The organism is Streptoverticillium reticulum, from assembly GCF_047456005.1.
GTDB classification, from domain to species: domain Bacteria; phylum Actinomycetota; class Actinomycetes; order Streptomycetales; family Streptomycetaceae; genus Streptomyces; species Streptomyces reticulum.
Genome location: NZ_CP179755.1, coordinates 3135182 through 3155302, shown reverse-complemented (window position 1 = coordinate 3155302; position 20121 = coordinate 3135182). Strand labels below are relative to the sequence as shown.

General features: G+C 71.4%; 15 protein-coding genes, 1 pseudogene and 1 riboswitch. Of the genes and pseudogenes, 10 read left to right on the top strand and 6 right to left on the bottom strand.

The window, feature by feature from the left end; genetic code table 11:
• Positions 1-24: 24 nt before the first annotated feature.
• Positions 25-153, top strand: a riboswitch (cobalamin riboswitch).
• Positions 154-355: 202 nt separating this feature from the next.
• From ACMATS_RS14085 to ACMATS_RS14050, 8 genes and pseudogenes are all read left to right on the top strand, one after another.
• Positions 356-811 (top strand): annotated as a pseudogene (locus ACMATS_RS14085) (aldehyde dehydrogenase family protein); the annotation flags it as partial.
• Between the two features lie 287 nt (positions 812-1098).
• On the top strand, positions 1099-2781 hold the full coding sequence (locus ACMATS_RS14080) for an IS1182 family transposase (protein WP_414168012.1): 1683 nt from the start codon (positions 1099-1101) through the stop codon (positions 2779-2781).
• Positions 2782-3016: 235 nt separating this feature from the next.
• Positions 3017-3769, top strand: a complete 753-nt coding sequence (locus tag ACMATS_RS14075) for a GntR family transcriptional regulator (RefSeq protein ID WP_390776319.1) — start codon at positions 3017-3019, stop codon at positions 3767-3769.
• A gap of 259 nt (positions 3770-4028) precedes the next feature.
• On the top strand, positions 4029-5678 hold the full coding sequence (locus tag ACMATS_RS14070) for an APC family permease (protein ID WP_390776320.1): 1650 nt from the start codon (positions 4029-4031) through the stop codon (positions 5676-5678).
• A 168-nt stretch (positions 5679-5846) separates the two neighbouring features.
• Positions 5847-6026: an SPOR domain-containing protein gene (locus ACMATS_RS14065; RefSeq protein WP_171080009.1), complete on the top strand. Its 180-nt coding sequence runs from the start codon at positions 5847-5849 to the stop codon at positions 6024-6026.
• 76 nt (positions 6027-6102) lie between these two features.
• Positions 6103-6507 (top strand): (deoxy)nucleoside triphosphate pyrophosphohydrolase, encoded by a 405-nt coding sequence (locus tag ACMATS_RS14060; RefSeq protein ID WP_336415464.1) that lies wholly within the window; start codon positions 6103-6105, stop codon positions 6505-6507.
• A gap of 162 nt (positions 6508-6669) precedes the next feature.
• A complete protein-coding gene (locus ACMATS_RS14055; RefSeq protein WP_171080048.1) occupies positions 6670-7092 on the top strand; it encodes an ATP-binding protein in 423 nt (140 codons plus the stop codon).
• 188 nt (positions 7093-7280) lie between these two features.
• Positions 7281-9803 carry a SpoIIE family protein phosphatase gene (locus tag ACMATS_RS14050; RefSeq protein WP_414170721.1) on the top strand — a complete coding sequence of 841 codons (2523 nt, stop codon included), beginning with the start codon at positions 7281-7283 and terminating at the stop codon, positions 9801-9803.
• 182 nt (positions 9804-9985) lie between these two features.
• Here the strand turns inward: ACMATS_RS14050 and ACMATS_RS14045 are convergent, their stop codons facing one another.
• The 6 genes from ACMATS_RS14045 to ACMATS_RS14020 all read right to left on the bottom strand — a co-directional run bounded on the left by ACMATS_RS14045 (position 9986) and on the right by ACMATS_RS14020 (position 16165).
• A complete protein-coding gene (locus tag ACMATS_RS14045; RefSeq protein WP_414168071.1) occupies positions 9986-11785 on the bottom strand; it encodes a TPM domain-containing protein in 1800 nt (599 codons plus the stop codon).
• Positions 11786-11888: 103 nt separating this feature from the next.
• A complete protein-coding gene (locus tag ACMATS_RS14040; RefSeq protein WP_390776322.1) occupies positions 11889-12656 on the bottom strand; it encodes a succinate dehydrogenase/fumarate reductase iron-sulfur subunit in 768 nt (255 codons plus the stop codon).
• A complete protein-coding gene (locus ACMATS_RS14035) occupies positions 12653-14593 on the bottom strand; it encodes a fumarate reductase/succinate dehydrogenase flavoprotein subunit (protein ID WP_414168070.1) in 1941 nt (646 codons plus the stop codon). Before ACMATS_RS14035 ends, ACMATS_RS14040 begins: the two co-directional genes overlap by 4 nt.
• A gap of 50 nt (positions 14594-14643) precedes the next feature.
• The gene (locus tag ACMATS_RS14030) at positions 14644-15492 is read right to left on the bottom strand and encodes a hypothetical protein (protein ID WP_390776324.1); all 849 of its coding nucleotides are present in this window, start codon (positions 15490-15492) and stop codon (positions 14644-14646) included.
• A gap of 52 nt (positions 15493-15544) precedes the next feature.
• Entirely contained in the window at positions 15545-15835 is a 291-nt protein-coding gene (locus ACMATS_RS14025) for a hypothetical protein (protein ID WP_390776325.1), read from the bottom strand.
• A 156-nt stretch (positions 15836-15991) separates the two neighbouring features.
• Positions 15992-16165, bottom strand: a complete 174-nt coding sequence (locus ACMATS_RS14020; RefSeq protein ID WP_391152479.1) for a hypothetical protein — start codon at positions 16163-16165, stop codon at positions 15992-15994.
• On the opposite strand from ACMATS_RS14020, the gene ACMATS_RS14015 reads away from it, so the two are divergent.
• Positions 16164-18035, top strand: coding sequence for an ABC transporter family substrate-binding protein (locus tag ACMATS_RS14015; protein WP_414168069.1), 1872 nt, complete (start codon positions 16164-16166; stop codon positions 18033-18035). The two genes, ACMATS_RS14020 and ACMATS_RS14015, sit on opposite strands and share 2 nt — an antisense overlap.
• A 162-nt stretch (positions 18036-18197) precedes the next feature.
• Positions 18198-20105 (top strand): translational GTPase TypA, encoded by a 1908-nt coding sequence (typA, locus tag ACMATS_RS14010; RefSeq protein WP_414168068.1) that lies wholly within the window; start codon positions 18198-18200, stop codon positions 20103-20105.
• Positions 20106-20121 lie beyond the last annotated feature (16 nt).

Below are 20121 nucleotides of genomic sequence, written 5' to 3'. Positions count from 1 at the left end.
AAGCCGCGTACGACCCGCAGTGCAGGGAAGTCGGTGTGAATCCGGCACGGTCCCCTCACGGCGACTGGGGAGCGCGCCGTCGAGCAGGACGCCACTGACGAGCTGGACGCCGGGAACGTGGACGGCGCGCGCTGATCCGGGAGTCAGGATACCGGCCGCGGGATGTTCCGTGTTGTCCACGAGGGTGGGGCTGACGCGCATGGCACCGGTGTGTACCCACGACCGTGGCGAACCCACCCTCTGACAGGATTTTGACCATACGCGATCTCGCGCCCCCGGCATGCGTACGCCACCCGCGTACGTATGCCGGGGGCGGCGCACCATCCCCGGATCCCTCCTGAGAGAGCAAGCAGCCATGGTCCGCGAGCATGAACGGGCCTCCGTGCGCGAGTTGACTCACTTCTTCGGCGGCAAGCACACCCCGGGAACCTCAGGGGCGCACGGCGAGGTGTACGGTCCCAACACCGGCGAGGTCCAGGCCCTGGTGTCCCGCGAGTTGTACCGAGATGGAGCGGTCATCGCCAACGCCGCCAACGCGCAACTCGATTGGGGCTAGTGAACCCCGCAGCACCGTGCCCGGGTCCTGATGCGGTCCCTTCAGTTCGCCGAGCGGGAGAAGGACGGGCTGGCCCGCTTGTTGTCCGCCGAGCAGGGCAAGGTGATCGCCGACGCGCACGGCGATGTCCAGTGAGGACTGGAGGTAGTGGAGTTCGCGGCGGGTATCCTTCACCTCCGCAAGGGATAGTTCACTGACAACGCCGACACCAGCATCGCCGCCCACTCGCTGCGCGCCCCGGCCGGACTCTCGGCCTGCAGGCGTTCTGGGCTTTTCCGGTTTTTGGCAACACATCTGACGGAACATGTGCAAATTCTTGGCCGTGAATGCACCGTGCTGGACAGGTGCTGGATGCGCCCGCGTTTCTGCAGATAAAAGGCTTATTGTCGAGTTCCGCTTCAACGTCTGACGGCCGCAGCGCCTTCGGGGCCGGACCTTCGGGACGCTGTTGGTCTATTCGGTCTCTCGCGTGACGTCGGTCCTCATAACCCGGTTGTGGTCGTGGGGACCGACGTTTTTGCGCACGGGGGGGGTGGGTGTCGATGTCGATGCAGCCGAAGGGTCCGGGGGAGATTCCGGCAGAGACGGTGCGGGTGGCTCGCGCCGCGTTCCCGAAGGGGAGCCTGGCAATCCGGGTGCGGGACGAGCTCGGGGTGCTGTTCCGTGACGAGGACTTCGCGGATCTGTTTGCTGTGCGTGGCCGGCCTGCCTGGTCTCCCGCCAGGCTGGCTCTGGTGTCGGTGCTGCAGTTCGTTGAGGGGCTGACCGACCGCCAGGCCGCGGAGGCGGTTCGGGCGCGGATCGACTACAAGTACGCGCTCGGGCTTCAACTCGACGATCCAGGCTTCGATTTCTCGGTGCTGTCGGAGTTCCGGGACCGGCTGGCCGCCTCGGACGGCGGGCGTCGGGTGCTGGATGGTGTGCTGGCCGCGGCCCGGGAGAAGGGGCTGCTCAAGAGCGCGGGCCGGGCCCGGACGGACTCCTCGCACGTGCTGTCGTCGGCACGTGACCTGCGTCGGCTGGAACTGGTGGCGGAGACGTTGCGGGCGGCGCTGAACGCTCTTGCGCAGACCGCTGGCGACTGGCTGGTGCAGGTCGCGGGGCCGGACTGGTTCCGCCACTACGCCACGCGGGCCGAGGACTCCCGGTTTCCCAAAGCCAGCGCGAAGCGAGACGAAGTGGGAGCCCGAATCGGCCGGGACGGCATGCACCTGCTCCAGGCGGTCCGCGCCGCCGATGCCCCGGCGGGACTGCACGAGCTTCAGGAAGTAGAGGCCCTGCGCCGAGTGTGGGTGCAGGAGTTCTCGGTGGTGGAGGGGGAGGTGAGGTGCAGGGACCCAAAAGACCGGCCGCCGGGCGCGATGCGCCTGGTCACCCCCTATGACCTGGACGCTCGGGTCGGTGTCAAGCGGGACACCAAGTGGGACGGGTACAAAGTCCATCTCACCGAGACCTGTGGTGAGGACGTGCCGAACCTGGTCACCAACGTGGCGACCACCGTGGCCACGGTCGCGGACAGCATGATGAACGACGAGATCCACACGTCCCTCGCGGCCAGAAATTGCCTGCCCAGCGAGCACTGGGTGGACGCCGGCTATCCCACCGCCGCCCGCGTCCTCGCCGCCCGCAACGATCACGGCGTCGAACTGCACGGGCCGCTGACCGGCAACACCTCGGCCCAGGCCAACGGCGCCTTCGGGCTGGACGCGTTCACCATCGACTGGGAACGCAGGCAGGCCACCTGCCCCAGCGGGGCCACCGCCACGCAGTGGTATCCCCGCACCGATTCAAAGGGCCTGCCGGTGATCCGTGTGCGGTTTCCCGACAGCCGCTGCGGCCCCTGCCCCGACCGGCGTTCATGCATCAAGTCGGCCTCCAGCCGCGGTCGGGAGATCATGCTGCGGCAGCACCGGGCCGAACACGACGCCATCCGCAGCATCCGCGCCGAGCAGCAGACCGACGCCTGGAAAGAGCGCTACAAGATCCGCGCCGGTGTCGAGGGCACCATCTCGCAGGCCGTCGGGCGCTGCGGCCTGCGCAGATCCCGTTACCGGGGTTTGGCGAAGACCAGTCTCCAGCACCAGTTCACCGCAGCAGCCCTCAACCTCACCCGCATCGACGCCCATCTCACCGGCACACCACGAGCCCGCACCCGCACCAGCCACTTCGCGCGACTTTGCCCCGTCGAGCTGATGCTCGACGGGGCAAAGCAGGGGCCGAATTAGCCAGCAGCGTCCTTCGGGTCCGGCCCTTTCGCGTTCCTGACTCCCCGTGACCGCGACCCGCCCCGCATCGATGCAGAAGTGCTCCCGGTGCGTGCTCCCCGCATGTGCCGCTGCTTCTCAACTACGCACCGCCGACCTGCAATTCACCACATCCGGTGATTCGTTGGCCTAGAGTTGCGCTCCGCAACCGACGGTTGCCAAGCTGTTGCGGACTGTCAACCCCTTGGGAGTGGACGTGGCATTCGGTGACCAGCCCGCATATCTCCGTGTGGCCGGCGATCTGCGCCAGAAGATCGTGGCGGGCGAGCTGCCGCCGCACACCCGGCTCCCCTCCCAGGCGAGGATCCGGGAGCAGTACGGCGTCTCGGACACGGTGGCCCTGGAGGCCCGCAAGGTCCTGATGGCCGAGGGCCTGGTCGAGGGGCGTTCCGGGTCCGGGACGTACGTCCGCGAGCAGCCCGTGCCGCGGGCCGTGGTGCGCACGGGGTATCGCGCGCTGGGCGACTCGACGCCCTTCCGGCAGGAGCAGGCCGACGAGCGGGTCGGCGGCACCTGGGAGTCGCGCAGCGAGCAGGGCATGGCGGACGCGGCCATTGCGCGGCGGCTGCGGATCACTCCCGGGGACCGCGTGATGCGCACGCACTACCTGTTCCGTTCCGCCGGCGAGCCCGTGATGCTCTCCACCTCCTGGGAGCCTCTGACGGTCACGGGGCGTACACCCGTGATGCTGCCCGAGGAGGGGCCGCTGGCGGGCCGCGGCGTGGTCGAGCGGATGGCCGCCATCGACCTGGTCGTGGACAACGTCACCGAGGAGGTGGGCGCCCGGCCGGGTCTCGCGGAGGAGACGCTGGCGCTCGGCGGGGTGCCCGGGCACTGCGTTCTGGTGGTCTCGCGGACGTACTTCGCGGGCGGCTGTCCGGTCGAGACGGCGGACGTGGTGATGCTCGCCGAGCGCTATCGCGTCGCTTACCACCTCCCGGTGAAGTAGCCGTGACGTGCACATGAACTGACTTCGCAGTCAGGTTCCAGGGCTCCGGAAACCCCTTGTCATGGTCCGTACCAGCGGGTAGGAACGGCCCCTTCTGTCTGGGTTCACCCCGGTATGGAAGAGGCCCTTCCGGTGTTGCAAAACTCACAGACGCCCAGGTCAGAGCCATTTTGCGGAACCAACTCGGCGAAATCGCTCGTACGATGGCGCGGTTTGTGTCCTGCCGTGGGGGAGTAAGAAAGAAAAGGAGATCCGGGGCTTGAGTACCGAAGCGGGTTCGCACTCCAATTACCGCCGGACGCTCGGTCCGGTGGCCCTGACGGCCATCGGCCTCGGGTCGATCATCGGTTCCGGCTGGCTCTTCGGCGCCCAGCGCGCCGCGGCCATCGCCGGTCCTGCGGCGATCCTCGCCTGGGTCATCGGAGCGGCCGTCGCACTGACCATTGCGCTCACCTACAGTGAGCTGGGCGCGATGTTCCCGAAGGCCGGCGGCATGGTCCGCTACGGCCAGCTCTCGCACGGCTCGCTCGCCGGCTATCTGGCGGCCTGGGCCAACTGGATCGCGATCGTCTCCGTCATTCCCGGCGAGGCGACCGCCTCCGTGCAGTACATGAGCTCCTGGAAGTGGGAGTGGGCGAAGTCCCTCTACGACGGCAAGGAGCTGACCGGCAGCGGTGTCGCGCTGGCCTCCGTGCTGCTGCTCTTCTACTTCTTCCTCAACTGGTTCGCGATCACCCTGTTCGCGAAGACCAACAACGCGATCACGATCTTCAAGGTCGTCGTCCCCGCGCTCACCGCGGGCGCGCTGATGCTGTCGCACTTCGACACGCACAACATCGAGTCGGCCGGCGGCTTCACCCCGAACGGCTGGAGCTCGGTCTTCACCGCGGTCGCGCTCTCCGGCATCGTCTGGGCGTTCAACGGCTTCCAGTCCCCGCTGAACATGGCCGGCGAGGCCCGCAACCCGGGCAAGTCGCTGCCGAAGGCCGTCATCGGCTCGATCCTCATCGCGCTGGTCATCTACATCGCGCTGCAGATCGCCTTCCTGATGGCCGTCCCGTCCTCCGACCTGGCCCAGCACGGCTGGTCCGGGCTCGGCACGATCTACAAGTCGCCGCTGGCCGACCTGGCCATCGCCTGGGGCCTGAACTGGCTCGCGATCGTGCTCTACGCGGACGCCTTCATCTCCCCGTCCGGCACCGGCATGATCTACGCCGCCACCACCTCCCGGATGGTCCAGGGCGTCCAGGAGAACGGCCACCTGCCCGGCATCTTCGGCAAGGTCGACAAGAAGACCGGCGTCCCGCGCCCGGCCCTGCTGCTCAACCTGGGTGTCGCCTTCATCTTCCTGGCCGTCTTCCGCGGCTGGGGCTCGCTCGCCGAGATCGTCTCGGTCGCGACCGTCATCTCGTACATCACCGGCCCCGTCGCCGTGATGTCGCTGCGCCGCATCGCCCCGGACATCAAGCGCCCGGTCATGCTGCGCGCGATGCCGGTCATCGCGCCCGTCGCGATGACCTTCGGCTCCCTGGTGCTCTACTGGGCCCGCTGGCCGCTCACGGGCAAGGTCATCCTGATCATGGCCGTCGGCCTGCCGATCTGGGCCTGGTACGAGCTGCGCAAGCCGTGGGCCGAGCTCAAGCCGCACCTGCAGGCCGGCGTCTGGATGGTCGCCTACCTGCTCGTGATGGCCGCGGTCTCCTGGGCCGGCGGCACCGAGTTCGGCGGCAAGGGCTACCTCGCGCCTGGCTGGGACATCGCGGTCGTCGTCGTGATCGCCCTCGCCTTCTATGTGTGGGGCGTGCGCAGCGCGTGGCGCAACCCCACGCTTGTGGAGACCGAGAAGGAGATGCTCGTCGCCGAGCAGGCCGAGGCGGCCGCCGAGGCGGAGACCGAGAAGGTCAAGTAAGCACGCGTGCGGCCACCCTCGGTGGCCAAATGCGTACCTCTTCGTGAAAACCCGTATCCGCTGCGTAAAGGTCGGGCGTACGCTCGGGCATATGCGGACTGCGGTTTCTTCGGGAGGCGCCGAAGGGCGTGCGCCGGTGCGCGCAGCTTCGGCGGGAGGGCAGGGGCGATGACTGACACCGGACCGGTCCTGCCCTGGCTGGTGATCCGCCAGGACGAGAACGGCAACCGCTACCGCGTCGGGCGCTATGCGACCCGGACGGAGGCCGAGCGGGTCGCCGACCGGCTGGACGCCCACGGCAACCGGCAGCTCTACATCGTGGAGCGGGTGGGCCGGGCGGTCTCCTAGACCGCACACGAAAGTTCCCCGCGCCCCCCCAGGGGGGCGCGGGGAACTTTCGTAGGAGCGCCTAGACTTTCCCGCCATGGCTACGGTGCGTGTGGTGGTGGGCGGAGCGGTCTTCGACCGGGGGCGGCTGCTGGCCGCGCGGCGCAGTGCCCCGCCCGAGCTGGCCGGCCGCTGGGAGCTGCCCGGCGGCAAGCTGGAGCCCGGCGAGACGCCCCGGGAGGCGCTCGTGCGGGAGCTGCGCGAGGAGCTGGGCGTCGAGGCCGAGCCGCTGGAGCGCATCGCCGGAGAGTGGCCCCTGAAGCCCGGGTACGTCCTCCAGGTGTGGACGGCCCGGCTGCTGTCGGGCGAGGCCCGCCCCCTCGAGGACCACGACGAACTGCGCTGGCTCACCCCCGACCGCGTCGACGAGGTCGACTGGCTGGACCAGGACCGTCCCGCGGTGGCGGCTGCCATGAGGCTGCTGGAGAAGCTGCCCCGGTGAACCGGTGGAGGACCCCACGGCGAAGGGATCCTCATTACGCCGAACGTGGCATGCTCCGCGGACAGACGCCGCAGATCACGATAGGCCGCCCCCCATACCGGGTATGTGCTGATTATTATCCCCAAAGCCGGTCATACCGGCGGGGTCGCAGCGGTCTGGGAAGTGGTCGGCGTGAGCGACAGCGCAGGGACCCTGGCTTCGACGCCCGGATTCGCCGAGTGGACCTTTCCCGCCGAGGCCGGTGCCGTGCGGACGGCGCGCACCCTCGTCCGCGACACCCTGCGGGAGTGGGGTCTCGACGCGGTCACGGACGTGACGGTCCTGCTGGTCAGCGAGCTGGTCACCAACTCCCTGCGATACGCCAGCGGTCCCATCGGCGTCCGGATGTACTCGCACGCCGGCCCCACCCTGCTCGTCGAGGTCTCCGACCCCGTGCCCGACCCGCCCCGCGAGCGCCCCGCGGGCGCAGACGACGAGGGCGGCCGCGGACTCCAGCTCGTCGCCCTGGCCTCGCGGCGCTGGGGCACCCGGCCCGCCACTACCGGCAAAACGGTGTGGTTCGAGCTGAGCTTGCCGACTTCCTGACGCGGGGAGAAGACATAGCGGGTTGAGACCGTGCTGTGATCGTGAAGTCCGTGTTCCGAGGGCCCGCCGTGCTGGATACTCGGGCTTCTGATGCCGGTGCGAGCACATGAGCCGGAGGGGACGGGCACGTGAGCGAAAAGCCAGCGGGTACTGCAGCGGGCGGTCCGGAGGGTACGGGCGCCACGGCGATGTGGCAGAACAGTCCGCCCGGTTCCCTCTACGACCACATTCGTGTGGCGTCGTTCTCGCTGGGACCCGACGGGCGTATCGAGCAGTGGAGCGAACGGGCCGCGGAGCTGTTCGGCATAGCGGCCCGGCAGGCCGTCGGCAGGGATCCGCTGGACGTGCTCGCCCCCGCGCCGGCCGCGCGCCGCAGGCCGCTGACCGACACCCCGTTCCTGGGCGACGGCGGCCTCGACGGGCGCGCCTGGACCGGCCTGGTGCCCTACCAGCGCGGTGACGCCGGCCGGCAGCAGGGCCTGGCCGAGATCTATGTGATGCCCAGTGAGAACCGGCGCGGCGAGCGCTCGGCGCTCTGTGTGGCCGTCGACGTCAGGGCGTTGCGCGGAATAGAGACCGACATTGCCGCTTCGGAAGCCGTTTTCGGCCAATCTCCGCTCGGCTTCTTCTTTGTCGGTACGGACCTGACCCTGCTGCGCGTCAACGAGAGTTTCGCCCAGGCTTTCGGCCGCCCCGCCGACTGGCACCGCGGCCGCACCCCGCACGACTTCCTGCCCCGCATCGAGGCCGAGCGGCTGACGGCCGCGCTGCGTCAGGTCCTCGACTCCGGAAAGCCGGTGGCGGACCTCCAGCTCGTCGGGCCCGTGCCCGGCCGGCACGAGCGGCGCCGCTGGTCGGTGTCGCTGTACCGGCTGCACAGCGGCAGCGGACGGCCGATCGGCGTGGCTGCGATCGCCACCGATGTCACCGGACGGCGCCGGGCGGAGCGCGAGGCCGCGGGGGTGCGCCGCAACCTCGCGCTGCTCAACGAGGCGGGCGCGCGCATCGGCAACTCGCTGGACCTGGAGACCACCGCCCGCGAACTGCTGGACGTCGCCGTCCCGCAGTTCTGCGACCTGGCCTCCGTCGACCTCTACCAGGGCCTGCTCGTCGGCGACGAGGCGCCGCCCGGACTCGCCGACGGCAGCGGCGAGTTGCGGCGCGTGGCCTACTCCAGCGCGGTCTCCGGAGTGCCCGTGGACGGGGACCACAAGTCCGTCCAGGTCGGCGAGGTGCACCGGTACCCGTTCCACTCGCCCTGCGCACAGGCGCTGCGCACGGCCCACGTGCAGAACGTCCCCTGCCGCGACGGCGACGAGGGCGGCCCGGAGCTGGGCGCCGTCGTGCAGTCCACGCTGGCGGTGCCGATGGTCGCCCGGGACACCGTGGTGGGGCTGGCCCAGTTCTCCCGCACCAAGGGCAGCGAGCCGTTCGGCGAGCGCGACACCGCCCTTGCCGTCGAGCTGGCGGCCCGCGCCGCCGTCTGCATCGACAACGCCCGGCTCTACCGGCGCGAGCACGAGCGGGCGCTGATCCTCCAGCGCAGCCTGCTGCCCCCGGGCGACCCGGAGGCCGCGGGCCTCGACATCGCCTGCCGCTACCTGCCGGGCAACGCGGCCACCGAGATCGGCGGTGATTGGTTCGACGTCATCGAGCTGCCCGGGCACCGCACCGCCCTGGTCGTCGGCGACGTCATGGGACGCGGCCTGCGCGCGGCCGTCGCCATGGGCGAACTGCGCACCGCCGTGCGTACGTTGGCCATGCTCGACCTGGAGCCGGCCGAGGTGCTCTCCGCGCTCGACGAGATCGCCCACGGTCTCGGCCGGCCCGGCGGCAAGCAGTCCGCCCCGCGCGGGGTGCGCGGCAGCATCCGGCCCTCCGACCTCTCCGAGGTCTACCTGGCCACCTGCGTCTACGCCGTCTACGACCCGGTCACCCGGCGCTGCACGGTGGCCAACGCCGGGCACCTGCCGCCCGTCCTGGTCGAGGAGGGCGAGCCCGCGATGCTGCTGGACGTGCCGCCGGGCATGCCGCTGGGCGTCGGGGGCGAGCCCTTCGAGGAGACGGTCGTCGAGCTCCCCGAGGGCGCGCTGCTCGCCCTCTACACCGATGGCCTGGTCGAGTCCCGGGACCACCCGCTGGACGAGGGCCTGGAGGCCTTCCGTGAGGCCCTGCGCGACCCCGGCCGCCCGCTGGAGGACGTCTGCGACCACGTGCTGGGTGCCCTGGACACCCATCACGGCGAGGACGACATCGCCCTGCTCATGGCCAAGGTCCGGGGCCTGCCGCCCGACCGGGTCGGCGACTGGACCCTGCCGCCCGAGCCCCGCTCGGTCGCCCGCGCCCGCGAGCTGGCCCGCGACCAGCTGACGGCCTGGGAGCTGGACGCCCTCCTCGACACCACCGAACTCCTGGTCAGCGAGCTCGTCACCAATGCGCTCCGGTACGGCGAGGGCGAGATCCGGCTGCGGCTGCTGCTGGACCGCACGCTGGTGTGCGAGGTGTGGGACGGGGGGCTGGTCCAGCCGCGGCGCCGTCGGGCGCGCGACACCGACGAAGGAGGCCGGGGCCTCCAGCTCGTCGGGCTGCTGAGTGCGGCCTGGGGGAGTCGGCGGATTCCTCGGGGCAAGACCGTGTGGTTCGAAATGGCGTTGCCGGACGGGGATTCGCCGCCGCCGGACGCGGTTGAGGCGTTGCTGAGCCTGTATTGACGGTGCGGGTCGGCTGTGGTTGCTCGCGCCCACGCGGCGGAGCCGCATGATGTAACAGCCCCGCGCCCCTTCGGGGCGCGGTACTTGTGCAGTGCGTGATCGCGGCCCCGAAGGGGCGCGGGGAACTGCGCGACCAGCCACGACGAGCCCGCAGTCGACGCACTGCACTTCCCGCGGAGCGCTCAGCCGCCCAAGCGGCCCCGGGTCGAGCCGCCGCCGAAGGTCGGGGGCAGGAGGCCCGCGAGGATGATGCCGCCCAGGAGGGCGCCGCCCACGCCGTGGGCGGGGGTGTCGTAGCCGGCCACGTCGTGTTCCGCCAGGGTCCGGGCCTCGCGGGCCAGGGTCGTGGCGTGGGCCGCCTGGGCGGGGTCGCCCCGGGCCAGGGCCAGGCGGCGTTCCGCCTCGGCCAGCAGGGTGCGGGCCGGGCAGCCGACCGCGCCCCGGTGGGTGGCGACGAAGTCCCGCGCGGCGGCGGCCTCGCCGCGGGCGGCCTCCAGGGGGTCGAGGGCGCGGATCACCTCGCGGGGGTCGCGCGCGGCGTCCGCCATGGTGCGCAGTACGGCGTGCAACCGGGCCGTGGCGCCGGTGAGTTCGCGGACGTGCCGGAGTGCGGCGGCGACCAGGGTGCGGGCCTGGGAGAGGGCGGCCTCGGCGGCGCGCAGGGAGACGACGGCCTGTTCGGCGTCCCCGTCGGCCAGGGCGGCACGGGCCTCGGTGAGCGCGGTGCCCGCGAAGGCGAGGCGGTCGCGGGCCTCGGCCGGGTGGCGGGCGACGGGGGCGAGGGCGGCCTCCGGGCAGTGCGCGGCGACGGCCGCCAGCGCCGCCTCGGCGGTGCGCAGGCGCGGGGCCAGGGCGCGGGCCGCGGCCTCGGCCCGTACCAGCAGTGCGGCGGCGTTGGCCCGTATGCCGCGGAGCCGGTCGAAGGCGGCGGACTCGGCGTCCAGGCGGCGGTTGGCGCTGGTGCAGCGGGAGCAGATGTCGTCCAGGGCGTGCCGCCGGGCGTCCTCGTCCTCGTACGGCGCGTCGTCCAGCTGCTGCCGGAGCCGGAAGGCGTCGGCCAGTTCGCTGCGGGCCCACTCCACGGCCTCGGCGAAGGGGCGGGTGGCGGGCCGGCCCAGCTGGGCGGTCGCGAAGTGGAGCTCCTCGGCGCTGGTGCGGACCGCGTCGTCGGTGTCGACGAGGTTCCGGCAGGCCTCCGCGTCCAGTTCGGTCAGCGGGGTCAGCGGCTGGGCCATCCGGGCGAGTCCGCGCGGGGTGGCCGTGGCGACCAGCGGGTACGGGTCCTCGTCCAGCAGGTAGTCGGCCGCGCGGCGGCGCCGGGTGGCGCGGCGCGAGGCGAGGTAGAGCCCGCCCAGGCACAGCCCGCCGCCCCCGGCCAGGGGGACCCAGAGCCGGCGGTCGCCGGGCAGCAGCCCGTCCCCGCCCGGGTCGCTGCTGCCGGGCTTGATGAGCGGGGTGCGGACCGGCTCGCCGCGCAGCACGGCGCGGTAGCCGTCGGCGGCGCCGATGGCGGCCCCGGCCCAGTCGTGCTCCTTGAGGGCGGGGGAGATGGCCAGGGCGGCCACGGTGGAGAGCTGGTCCTGGCGGAAGCCGGAGTCCTCGGCGGCGGAGACGGCGTACTGGCGGCCGGAGGTGGAGATGGCGAGCAGGACGTCGTGCGGCCCGAGGCCGTTGCGGTCGGCGGTGGCGTCGGCCCAGTCGTGGCCGTTGCGGCCGGAGAAGTCGTGGACGTAGGTGACGTACAGCTGGACGTGCTGGGTGGCGTGCAGCCGGTCCAGGGCGGCCTCGACCTGGCCGCGGCGGTGCCCGAGGGCGCCGACGGTGTCGGTGATGCGGCCGCCGGAGTCCAGGTCGAGGGGGGTGTCGGCGCGGGCGGACGCGGTGGGGAACAGGAGGGTGCACAACGCGGACAGTGCGGCGGCGACCAGGGCCATGCCGGGGCGCGCCGCGGGTCGTTCGCACCGCGTCGAGGGCCGCGTCACATTTTGGAGCGTATGACCGGAATCGTCGGTCCGCTACCCGTAGCAGCTGTGCGGTTGCTGTGAGTGGTGGCGTGCGCCCCTTGCCCCGCCCTGCCTGCCCGTCCTACGTGCTCCGCCGCCCGATCCGGTTCCCCAGCCAGACCAGTGGGTCGTAGCTGCGGTCCACCACCCGCTCCTTGAGCGGGATCAGCGCGTTGTCCGTGATCCGGATGTGCTCCGGGCACACCTCCGTGCAGCACTTGGTGATGTTGCAGTACCCGAGCCCGTGCTCCTCGCGCGCCCCGCGCTTCCGGTCGGTGCCCGTCTCCTCGGCCGCGTCCAGCGGGTGCATGTCGAGCTCCGCGATCCGCATCAGGAAGCGCGGCCCCGCGAACACCTGCTTGTTCTCCTCGTGGTCACGGACCACGTGACAGGTGTTCTGGCACAGGAAGCACTCGATGCACTTGCGGAACTCCTGCACCCGGTTGACGTCCTCCTGCATCATCCGGTACTCGCCCGCCTTCACCCCGGGCGGCGGGACGAAGGACGGCACCTCGCGGGCCTTGGTGTAGTTGTACGAGACGTCCGTGACCAGGTCGCGCAGCACCGGGAAGGCCCGCATCGGGGTCACGGTGATCGTCTCCGCGGGGTCGAAGACGGACATCCGCGTCATGCACAGCAGCCGCGGACGCCCGTTGATCTCCGCGCTGCACGAACCGCACTTGCCCGCCTTGCAGTTCCAGCGGACGGCCAGGTCGGGGGCGGTGGTGGCCTGGATGCGGTGGACGATGTCGAGGACGACCTCCCCCTCGTGGACGTCCACCTCGTAGTCGACGAGGCCGCCGCCCTCGGCGTCACCCCGCCACACCCTGAAGCGGCCCTGGTAGGTCATGAGGTGAGCTCCTCGTCCGTCAGGTACTTGACCAGCTCTTCCTTCTCGAACAGCGCCAGCAGGTCCGGCCGCATCGGCGGCATCTCCTGCCGCTCCAGCCGGATCCGCCCCAGCGCCGGGTCCGCCGTGCCGGCCCCGACGGCCCCGTTGGCGAGCCGGCAGACCAGATTGATCCGCCGCCACTCCCGGTCCATCGCCGGGTGGTCGTCGCGCGTGTGCCCGCCGCGGCTCTCGGTGCGCTCCTGGGCCGCCCGCGCCACGCACTCGCTGACCAGCAGCATGTTGCGCAGGTCGAGGGCCAGGTGCCAGCCGGGGTTGAACTGCCGGTGCCCCTCGACCCCGGCCCGCCGGGCGCGGGCCCGCAGGGCGTCCAGACGGCGCAGCGCCTCCGCCATCTCGGCCTCCCGGCGGATGATCCCCACCAGGTCGTTCATCGACTGCTGCAGTTCCTGGTGGACGGCGTACGGGTTCTCCGGGCCCTGCGCGGGGTCCTGCTCCGCGCCCTCCGCGCCGAACGGGCGCAGCGCCTCCGCCTCCGCCAATTCCACGTCCGCGTCCGAGACCGCGGGCCGGTCCGCGGCGCCGAACGAGGCCGCGTACTCGGCCGCGTAGAGCCCGGCCCGGCGGCCGAAGACCAGCAGGTCCGAAAGGGAGTTGCCGCCGAGGCGGTTGGAGCCGTGCAGGCCGCCGGCGACCTCGCCTGCCGCGAAGAGGCCCGTGACGCCGACCGCCTCCGCGGTGTCCGGCTCGACCTCGACGCCGCCCATAACGTAGTGGCAGGTGGGGCCGACCTCCATGGGCTCGGCGGTGATGTCCACGTCCGCCAGCTCCTTGAACTGGTGGTGCATGGACGGGAGTTTGCGGATGATCGCGTCGGCGGGCATCCGGGTGGAGACGTCCAGGAACACCCCGCCGTGCGGGGTGCCGCGCCCGGCCTTGACCTCGGCGTTGATGGCGCGGGCCACCTCGTCGCGGGGGAGCAGCTCGGGCGGGCGGCGGTTGTGGTCGGGGTCCTCGTACCAGCGGTCGGCCTCGGCCTCGGTGTCGGCGTACTTCTCGCGGAAGACGTCCGGGATGTAGTCGAACATGAACCGCTTGCCGTCGCTGTTGCGCAGCACCCCGCCGTCGCCGCGCACGGACTCGGTGACCAGGATGCCCTTGACGGACGGCGGCCAGACCATGCCCGTCGGATGGAACTGCACGAACTCCATGTTGACCAGCCGGGCCCCGGCGAGCAGCGCCAGGGCGTGCCCGTCGCCGGTGTACTCCCAGGAGTTGGAGGTCACCTTGAAGGACTTGCCGATGCCGCCGGTGGCCAGGATCACGGACGGGGCCTCGATCACGAAGAAGCGGCCGGACTCGCGCTCGTAGCCGAAGACGCCGGCGACGCGGTTGTCGTCCTTCAAGACCCTTGTGACCGTGCACTCCTGGAACACCTTCAGCCGGGCCTCGTAGTCGCCCGTCTCCTTGTGGTCCTCCTGCTGCAGGGAGACGATCTTCTGCTGGAGCGTGCGGATGAGCTCCAGGCCGGTGCGGTCGCCGACGTGGGCCAGCCGCGGGTACTCGTGCCCGCCGAAGTTGCGCTGGGAGATCATCCCGCGGTCGGTGCGGTCGAAGACCGCGCCCCAGGTCTCCAGCTCCCACACCCGGTCGGGCGCCTCCTGGGTGTGCAGCTCGGCCATCCGCCAGCTGTTGAGGAACTTGCCGCCGCGCAGGGTGTCCCGGAAGTGGACCTTCCAGTTGTCCTTGGAGTTGACGTTGCCCATGCAGGCCGCGATGCCGCCCTCGGCCATCACCGTGTGCGCCTTGCCGAACAGCGACTTGCAGATCACCGCGACCCGCAGTCCCCGCTCCCGCGCCTCGATGGCGGCCCGCAGCCCGGCGCCGCCGGCGCCCACCACGACCACGTCCCAGGACTGCCGCTCCACCTGTGTCATCGAAAAAAGGCCCCTGTTCTGGAAGTTCTGGAAGTCCTGTTCCGGAAGTCCTAGAAGAACCGCGGGTCGTCGAAGGCGCCGCTCGCGATCAGATACACGTAGAAGTCCGCCACGGCCACGCTGACCAGGGACGCCCAGGCGAGCTGCATGTGACGGGCGTTGAGCCGGCTGACCCAGCCCCACAGGCGGTAGCGCACCGGGTGCCGCGAGAAGTTCCGCAGCCGCCCGCCGACGATGTGCCGGCAGGAGTGGCAGGAGGCCGTGTACGCCCAGATCAGCACGATGTTGACGAGCAGGACGAGGGTGCCCAGGCCCATGTGGCCCCACTCGCCGTCCGCGTTCCGGAAGCCCAGTACGGCGTCGTAGGTGAGGATGCCCGCGACGATCACCGCGAAGTAGAAGAAGTAGCGGTGGATGTTCTGCAGGATCAGCGGGAAGCGGGTCTCCCCGGTGTAGCGCGCGTGCGGCTCGGGCACCGCGCAGGCCGCGGGGGCGGCCCAGAAGCCCCGGTAGTAGGCCTTGCGGTAGTAGTAGCAGGTGAGCCGGAAGCCCAGCGGGAAGATCAGGACCAGCAGTGCGGGCGACAGGCCCCACCAGGCCCCGAACACTCCCCAGTCCGCGCCGCCCTTCATGGGCACGCAGTTCTCGGCGAGGCAGGGCGAGTAGAAGGGCGAGACGTAGGGCGCCGCGTAGTAGTGGTCGCCCGCGAACGCGCGCCACGTCGAGTACACGACGAACGCCAGCAGCCCGGCGGCCGTCGCGGCGGGCGCCAGCCACCAGCGGTCGCGCCGCAGGTGGCGCTCGGGGATCGCGGCGCGGGAGGAGTGGTGGACGCCGCCCCGTGCGGGGCGCGCTCCGGTGCCGGCGGCAACGGCTTGGGGGTCGGTACCAGTGGCCAAGGCGGACTCCGGGAGGAGTGGGCGGACGGTTCGGTGTCGGTGCCCGGCCCGGCTAGGGGGCGCGGCGGTCGCGCGCGCCCAGGCCCTCGTCGTCGGCGTCCCGCCACAGCGAGGCGTCGTAGGGGGCGTCCGGGACCGGCACCGGCACCATGGCGGGGCGCAGGCTCTCGGCGGGCTGTGCCCCGCGCAGCAGGGCGACGCTCTCGCGCAGGTGGTCGGCGTCGGTGCGGACCCGCCGCACGTCCAGCGGGTCCCGGCCCAGCTGTTGCTCCAGCCGGCCCAGCGCGCGGTTCAGCTCGTCCAGGCTGCGCTGGACCGAGGTCAGGTCGTCTTTGACGGACATGGTGTGCCCTCACTTCCGCGTCGGCGGTTGCGGGTGGCGGCGCAGATGCGACAGAGAGTGTCGCGCGTCACACCCCTTCAGGGGAAGATAGCCGTCCCGATCGCGCCTTCGCGGGAGCGCATTCCCTGTGCGCGTCAGGGTGATGGCCCGTGCGCGTCAGGGTGACGCCGCGAGGCTGCGGAAACGTTCGTCCAGGCGGGTGGCGTGCGGGGCGGCGGCGCCGTGTCTGCGGGTCTTCGCCGGGACCGTCGCCTTCAGTGGGCGGCGAGCAGCGGCCGCCTGCGCCGGCTGCGAACGAGCCCGGCCCAGCCCGCGGAGGTCAGCGCCCATGTCCCCCATCCGCACCCGGTCGTCCCGTGCCCGCCGCTGCGCCGCGCTGCTCGCGGCGGGTGCGCTGCTCCCGCTGCCGCTCCTGGCCGGCTGTTCCTCCGGCGAGCAGGACGCCTCCGACGGGGCCGCGGCCGCCCGGGACATCGCCGTCGCCGCGCGCGCGAAGATCGCCGACAAGGGCACCCTGACCTGGGCCGTCGACGCCCTGCCCACCACCTTCAACACCTTCCAGGCCGACGCCGACGCCAGCTCGCAGCGGGTCGCCGGGGCCGTGCTCCCCGCCCTGTTCACCCTCGACGGGCACGGCCGCCCGCAGCGCAACCCCGACTTCCTGCAGTCCGCCGAGGTCGTCCGGCGCGAGCCCCGCCAGGTGGTGCTCTACAAGCTCAACCCGTCCGCCGTGTGGAGCGACGGGAGCGCCGTCACCGCGGCGGACTTCGAGGCCCAGGCCAAGGCGCTGCGCGGCAAGGACAGCGCGTACTGGACGGCCCGCAACGCCGGCTACGACCGGATCGAGCGCGTCGAGCGCGGCGCCGACGCCCACGAGGTCAAGGTCACCTTCGCGAAGAGCTATGCCGACTGGCCCTCCCTCTTCACCCCGCTCTACCCGAAGTCCGTCATGGGCACCCCGACCGGGTTCAACGACTCCGCCCGCAAGGAGCTGCCGCTGGCCGCCGGGCCGTTCAAGGTCGGCAGCCGCGACGAGGACCAGGGCACCCTCACCCTCGTGCGGAACCCCAAGTGGTGGGGCGACCGGGCCGAGCTGGACCGGCTCGTGCTGCGCGTCGTGCCGCGCGAGCAGCGGGCCGAGGCGCTGGCGAGCGGCAAGGTGGACCTCGCCGAGATCACCCCCGACATCGCCACGCGCATTGCGAAGGCGAACATGCCGCCGAAGAAGGACAAGGCCGGGAAGCCGGTCAAGCCGTCCGACCCGCAGCTGCGCGGGCTGGTGGTCCGCAAGTCCCTGGAGCCCGCCTACACCCAGCTCGCCCTCAACGGCGCCTCCGGGCCGCTCGCCGACGAGCGCGTGCGGCGCGCCGTCGCCCGGGCCATCGACCGCCGGGCCATCGCCGAGTCCGTCCTCCGGCCGCTCGGGCTGCCCGCCGAGCCGCTCGGCAGCCATGTGCTCGTCGCCGGACAGGAGGGCTACCAGGACAACAGCGACGCGATCGGCGGCATGGACCCGCGGGCGGCCATGGCCCTGCTCGCCGACGCGGGCTGGAAGGAGGGGCAGGCGGCCCGGAAGAAGCCGGCCGAGGCGGCGGAGGACACGACGAAGGAACTGCGGGACGACCGGAACAACGGCTCCACGTCCGGCAAGGGCGCGGCAGCGCCCGTCCGCCTCAAGGACGGCAAGAAGCTCGCCCTCCGCTTCGTCCTGCCGAAGGGGTCGGGGACGGAGTCCCTGCGGGCCGTCGGCGACCGTATCGCCCGCCAGCTGGAGGCGGTCGGCATTCGCACGGAGATCACCAGGGTCGAGGACGCGGGCTACTTCAAGGACCACATCGCCTCCGGCGACTTCGACCTCGCGCTCTACTCCTGGCCCGCGAGCGCCTTCCCGGCCACCGACGCCCGGCCGATCTTCGCGAAGCCGCAGCCGGCGACGGACGGGTCGCTGACCGTCGAGCAGAACTACACGCGGGTCGGCACCGACCAGATCGACCGGCTCTTCGACCAGGCGTCGAGCGAGCTGGACGAGGACGCCTCGCGGGACCTGGTCACCCGGGCGGACGCGCGGATCTGGGCGGCGGCCGGGTCGATCCCGCTGTACCAGCGGCCGGAGCTGGTGGGGGCGCGCTCCACTGTCGTGAACGCCGGGGCCTTTGGTCTGGCGACCCCGCGGTACCAGGACATGGGGTTCCGCCGCTGAGAGCGCTCCCACCAGGAGTAACCCCAGGTCAGAGCCCCTGGAGAGCCAAAGCGGCGCCGCACCCTTACCATGGAGTGAGGCCGTGGCGTTGATCTGCCCGGCGGGCGCGCGTGCCGGACCGTACGCGCCGCCATCCACGATTCCGGGAGAAGCGCCGCAAGTATGCCCACGCGCCACGACATTCGTAACGTCGCCATCGTCGCCCACGTCGACCACGGTAAGACGACCATCGTCGACGCCATGCTCAAGCAGGCCGGCGCCTTCGCGGCGCACCAGCTGGAGTCCGTCGACGACCGTGTCATGGACTCCAACGACCTGGAGCGTGAGAAGGGCATCACGATCCTCGCCAAGAACACGGCGGTGAAGTATCACCCCAAGGACGGCGGGACCCCGATCACGATCAACATCATCGACACCCCCGGCCACGCCGACTTCGGTGGCGAGGTCGAGCGCGGTCTGTCGATGGTGGACGCGGTCGTGCTGCTCGTCGACGCCTCCGAGGGCCCGCTGCCGCAGACCCGCTTCGTGCTCCGCAAGGCGCTCCAGCAGCGGAAGCCGGTCATCCTCTGCATCAACAAGACGGACCGCCCGGACTCCCGCATCGACGAGGTCGTCAACGAGACCTACGACCTCTTCCTCGACCTGGACGCCGACGAGGACCAGATCGAGTTCCCGATCGTCTACGCCTGCGGCCGTGACGGCATCGCCTCGCTGACCAAGCCGGAGGACGGCACCGTCCCGGCGGACAGCGAGAACCTGGAGCCGTTCTTCTCCACCATCCTGGAGCACGTCCCGGCCCCGACGTTCGAGGAGGACGCGCCGCTCCAGGCCCACGTCACCAACCTCGACGCCGACAACTTCCTCGGCCGTATCGCGCTGCTCCGCGTCGAGCAGGGCGAGCTGCGCAAGGGCCAGACCGTGGCCTGGATCAAGCGCGACGGCTCGGTCTCCAACGTCCGCATCACCGAGCTGATGATGACCGAGGCCCTCACCCGCAAGCCGGCCGAGGTGGCCGGCCCGGGCGACATCTGCGCCGTCGCCGGTATCCCCGACATCATGATCGGCGAGACCCTGGCCGACCCGGAGAACCCGGTCGCCCTGCCGCTGATCACGGTCGACGAGCCCGCGATCTCCATGACCATCGGCACCAACACCTCCCCGCTGGTCGGCCGCGGCGGCACGGGCAAGGGCGCGGACGCCAAGTCCGCGGTCAAGGACCGCAAGGTCACCGCCCGCCAGGTCAAGGACCGTCTGGACCGCGAGCTGGTCGGTAACGTCTCGCTGCGCGTGCTGGACACCGAGCGCCCCGACGCCTGGGAGGTGCAGGGCCGCGGTGAGCTGGCGCTGGCCATCCTGGTCGAGCAGATGCGCCGCGAGGGCTTCGAGATGACCATCGGCAAGCCGCAGGTCGTCACCAAGGAGGTCGACGGCAAGGTCCACGAGCCGGTCGAGCGCCTCACGGTCGACGTGCCCGAGGAGCACATGGGCGCCGTCACCCAGCTCATGGGCACCCGCAAGGGCCGCATGGACAACATGTCCAACCACGGCTCCGGCTGGGTCCGCATGGAGTTCGTCGTCCCGTCCCGTGGTCTGATCGGCTTCCGCACGGAGTTCCTGACGAACACCCGCGGCACCGGCATCGCCCACTCCATCCACGAGGGCCACGAGCCCTGGTTCGGCGAGCTGAAGACCCGTAACAACGGCTCCCTGGTCGCCGACCGCGCCGGTGCCGTCACCGCCTTCGCGATGACGAACCTCCAGGAGCGCGGCGTGCTCTTCACCGACCCGGGCACCGAGGTGTACGAGGGCATGATCGTCGGCGAGAACTCCCGCGCCGACGACATGGACGTCAACATCACCAAGGAGAAGAAGCTCACCAACATGCGCTCTTCTTCGGCCGATTCCTTCGAGGCCATCGTGCCGCCGCGCAAGCTGTCGCTGGAGCAGTCGCTGGAGTTCTGCCGCGACGACGAGTGCGTCGAGGTGACCCCGGAGGCCGTCCGCATCCGCAAGGTCGTCCTGGACCAGAAGGAGCGCGGCCGCTCCGCCTCGCGCGCCAAGCACGGCTGAGCCGCGGTCACCTGAC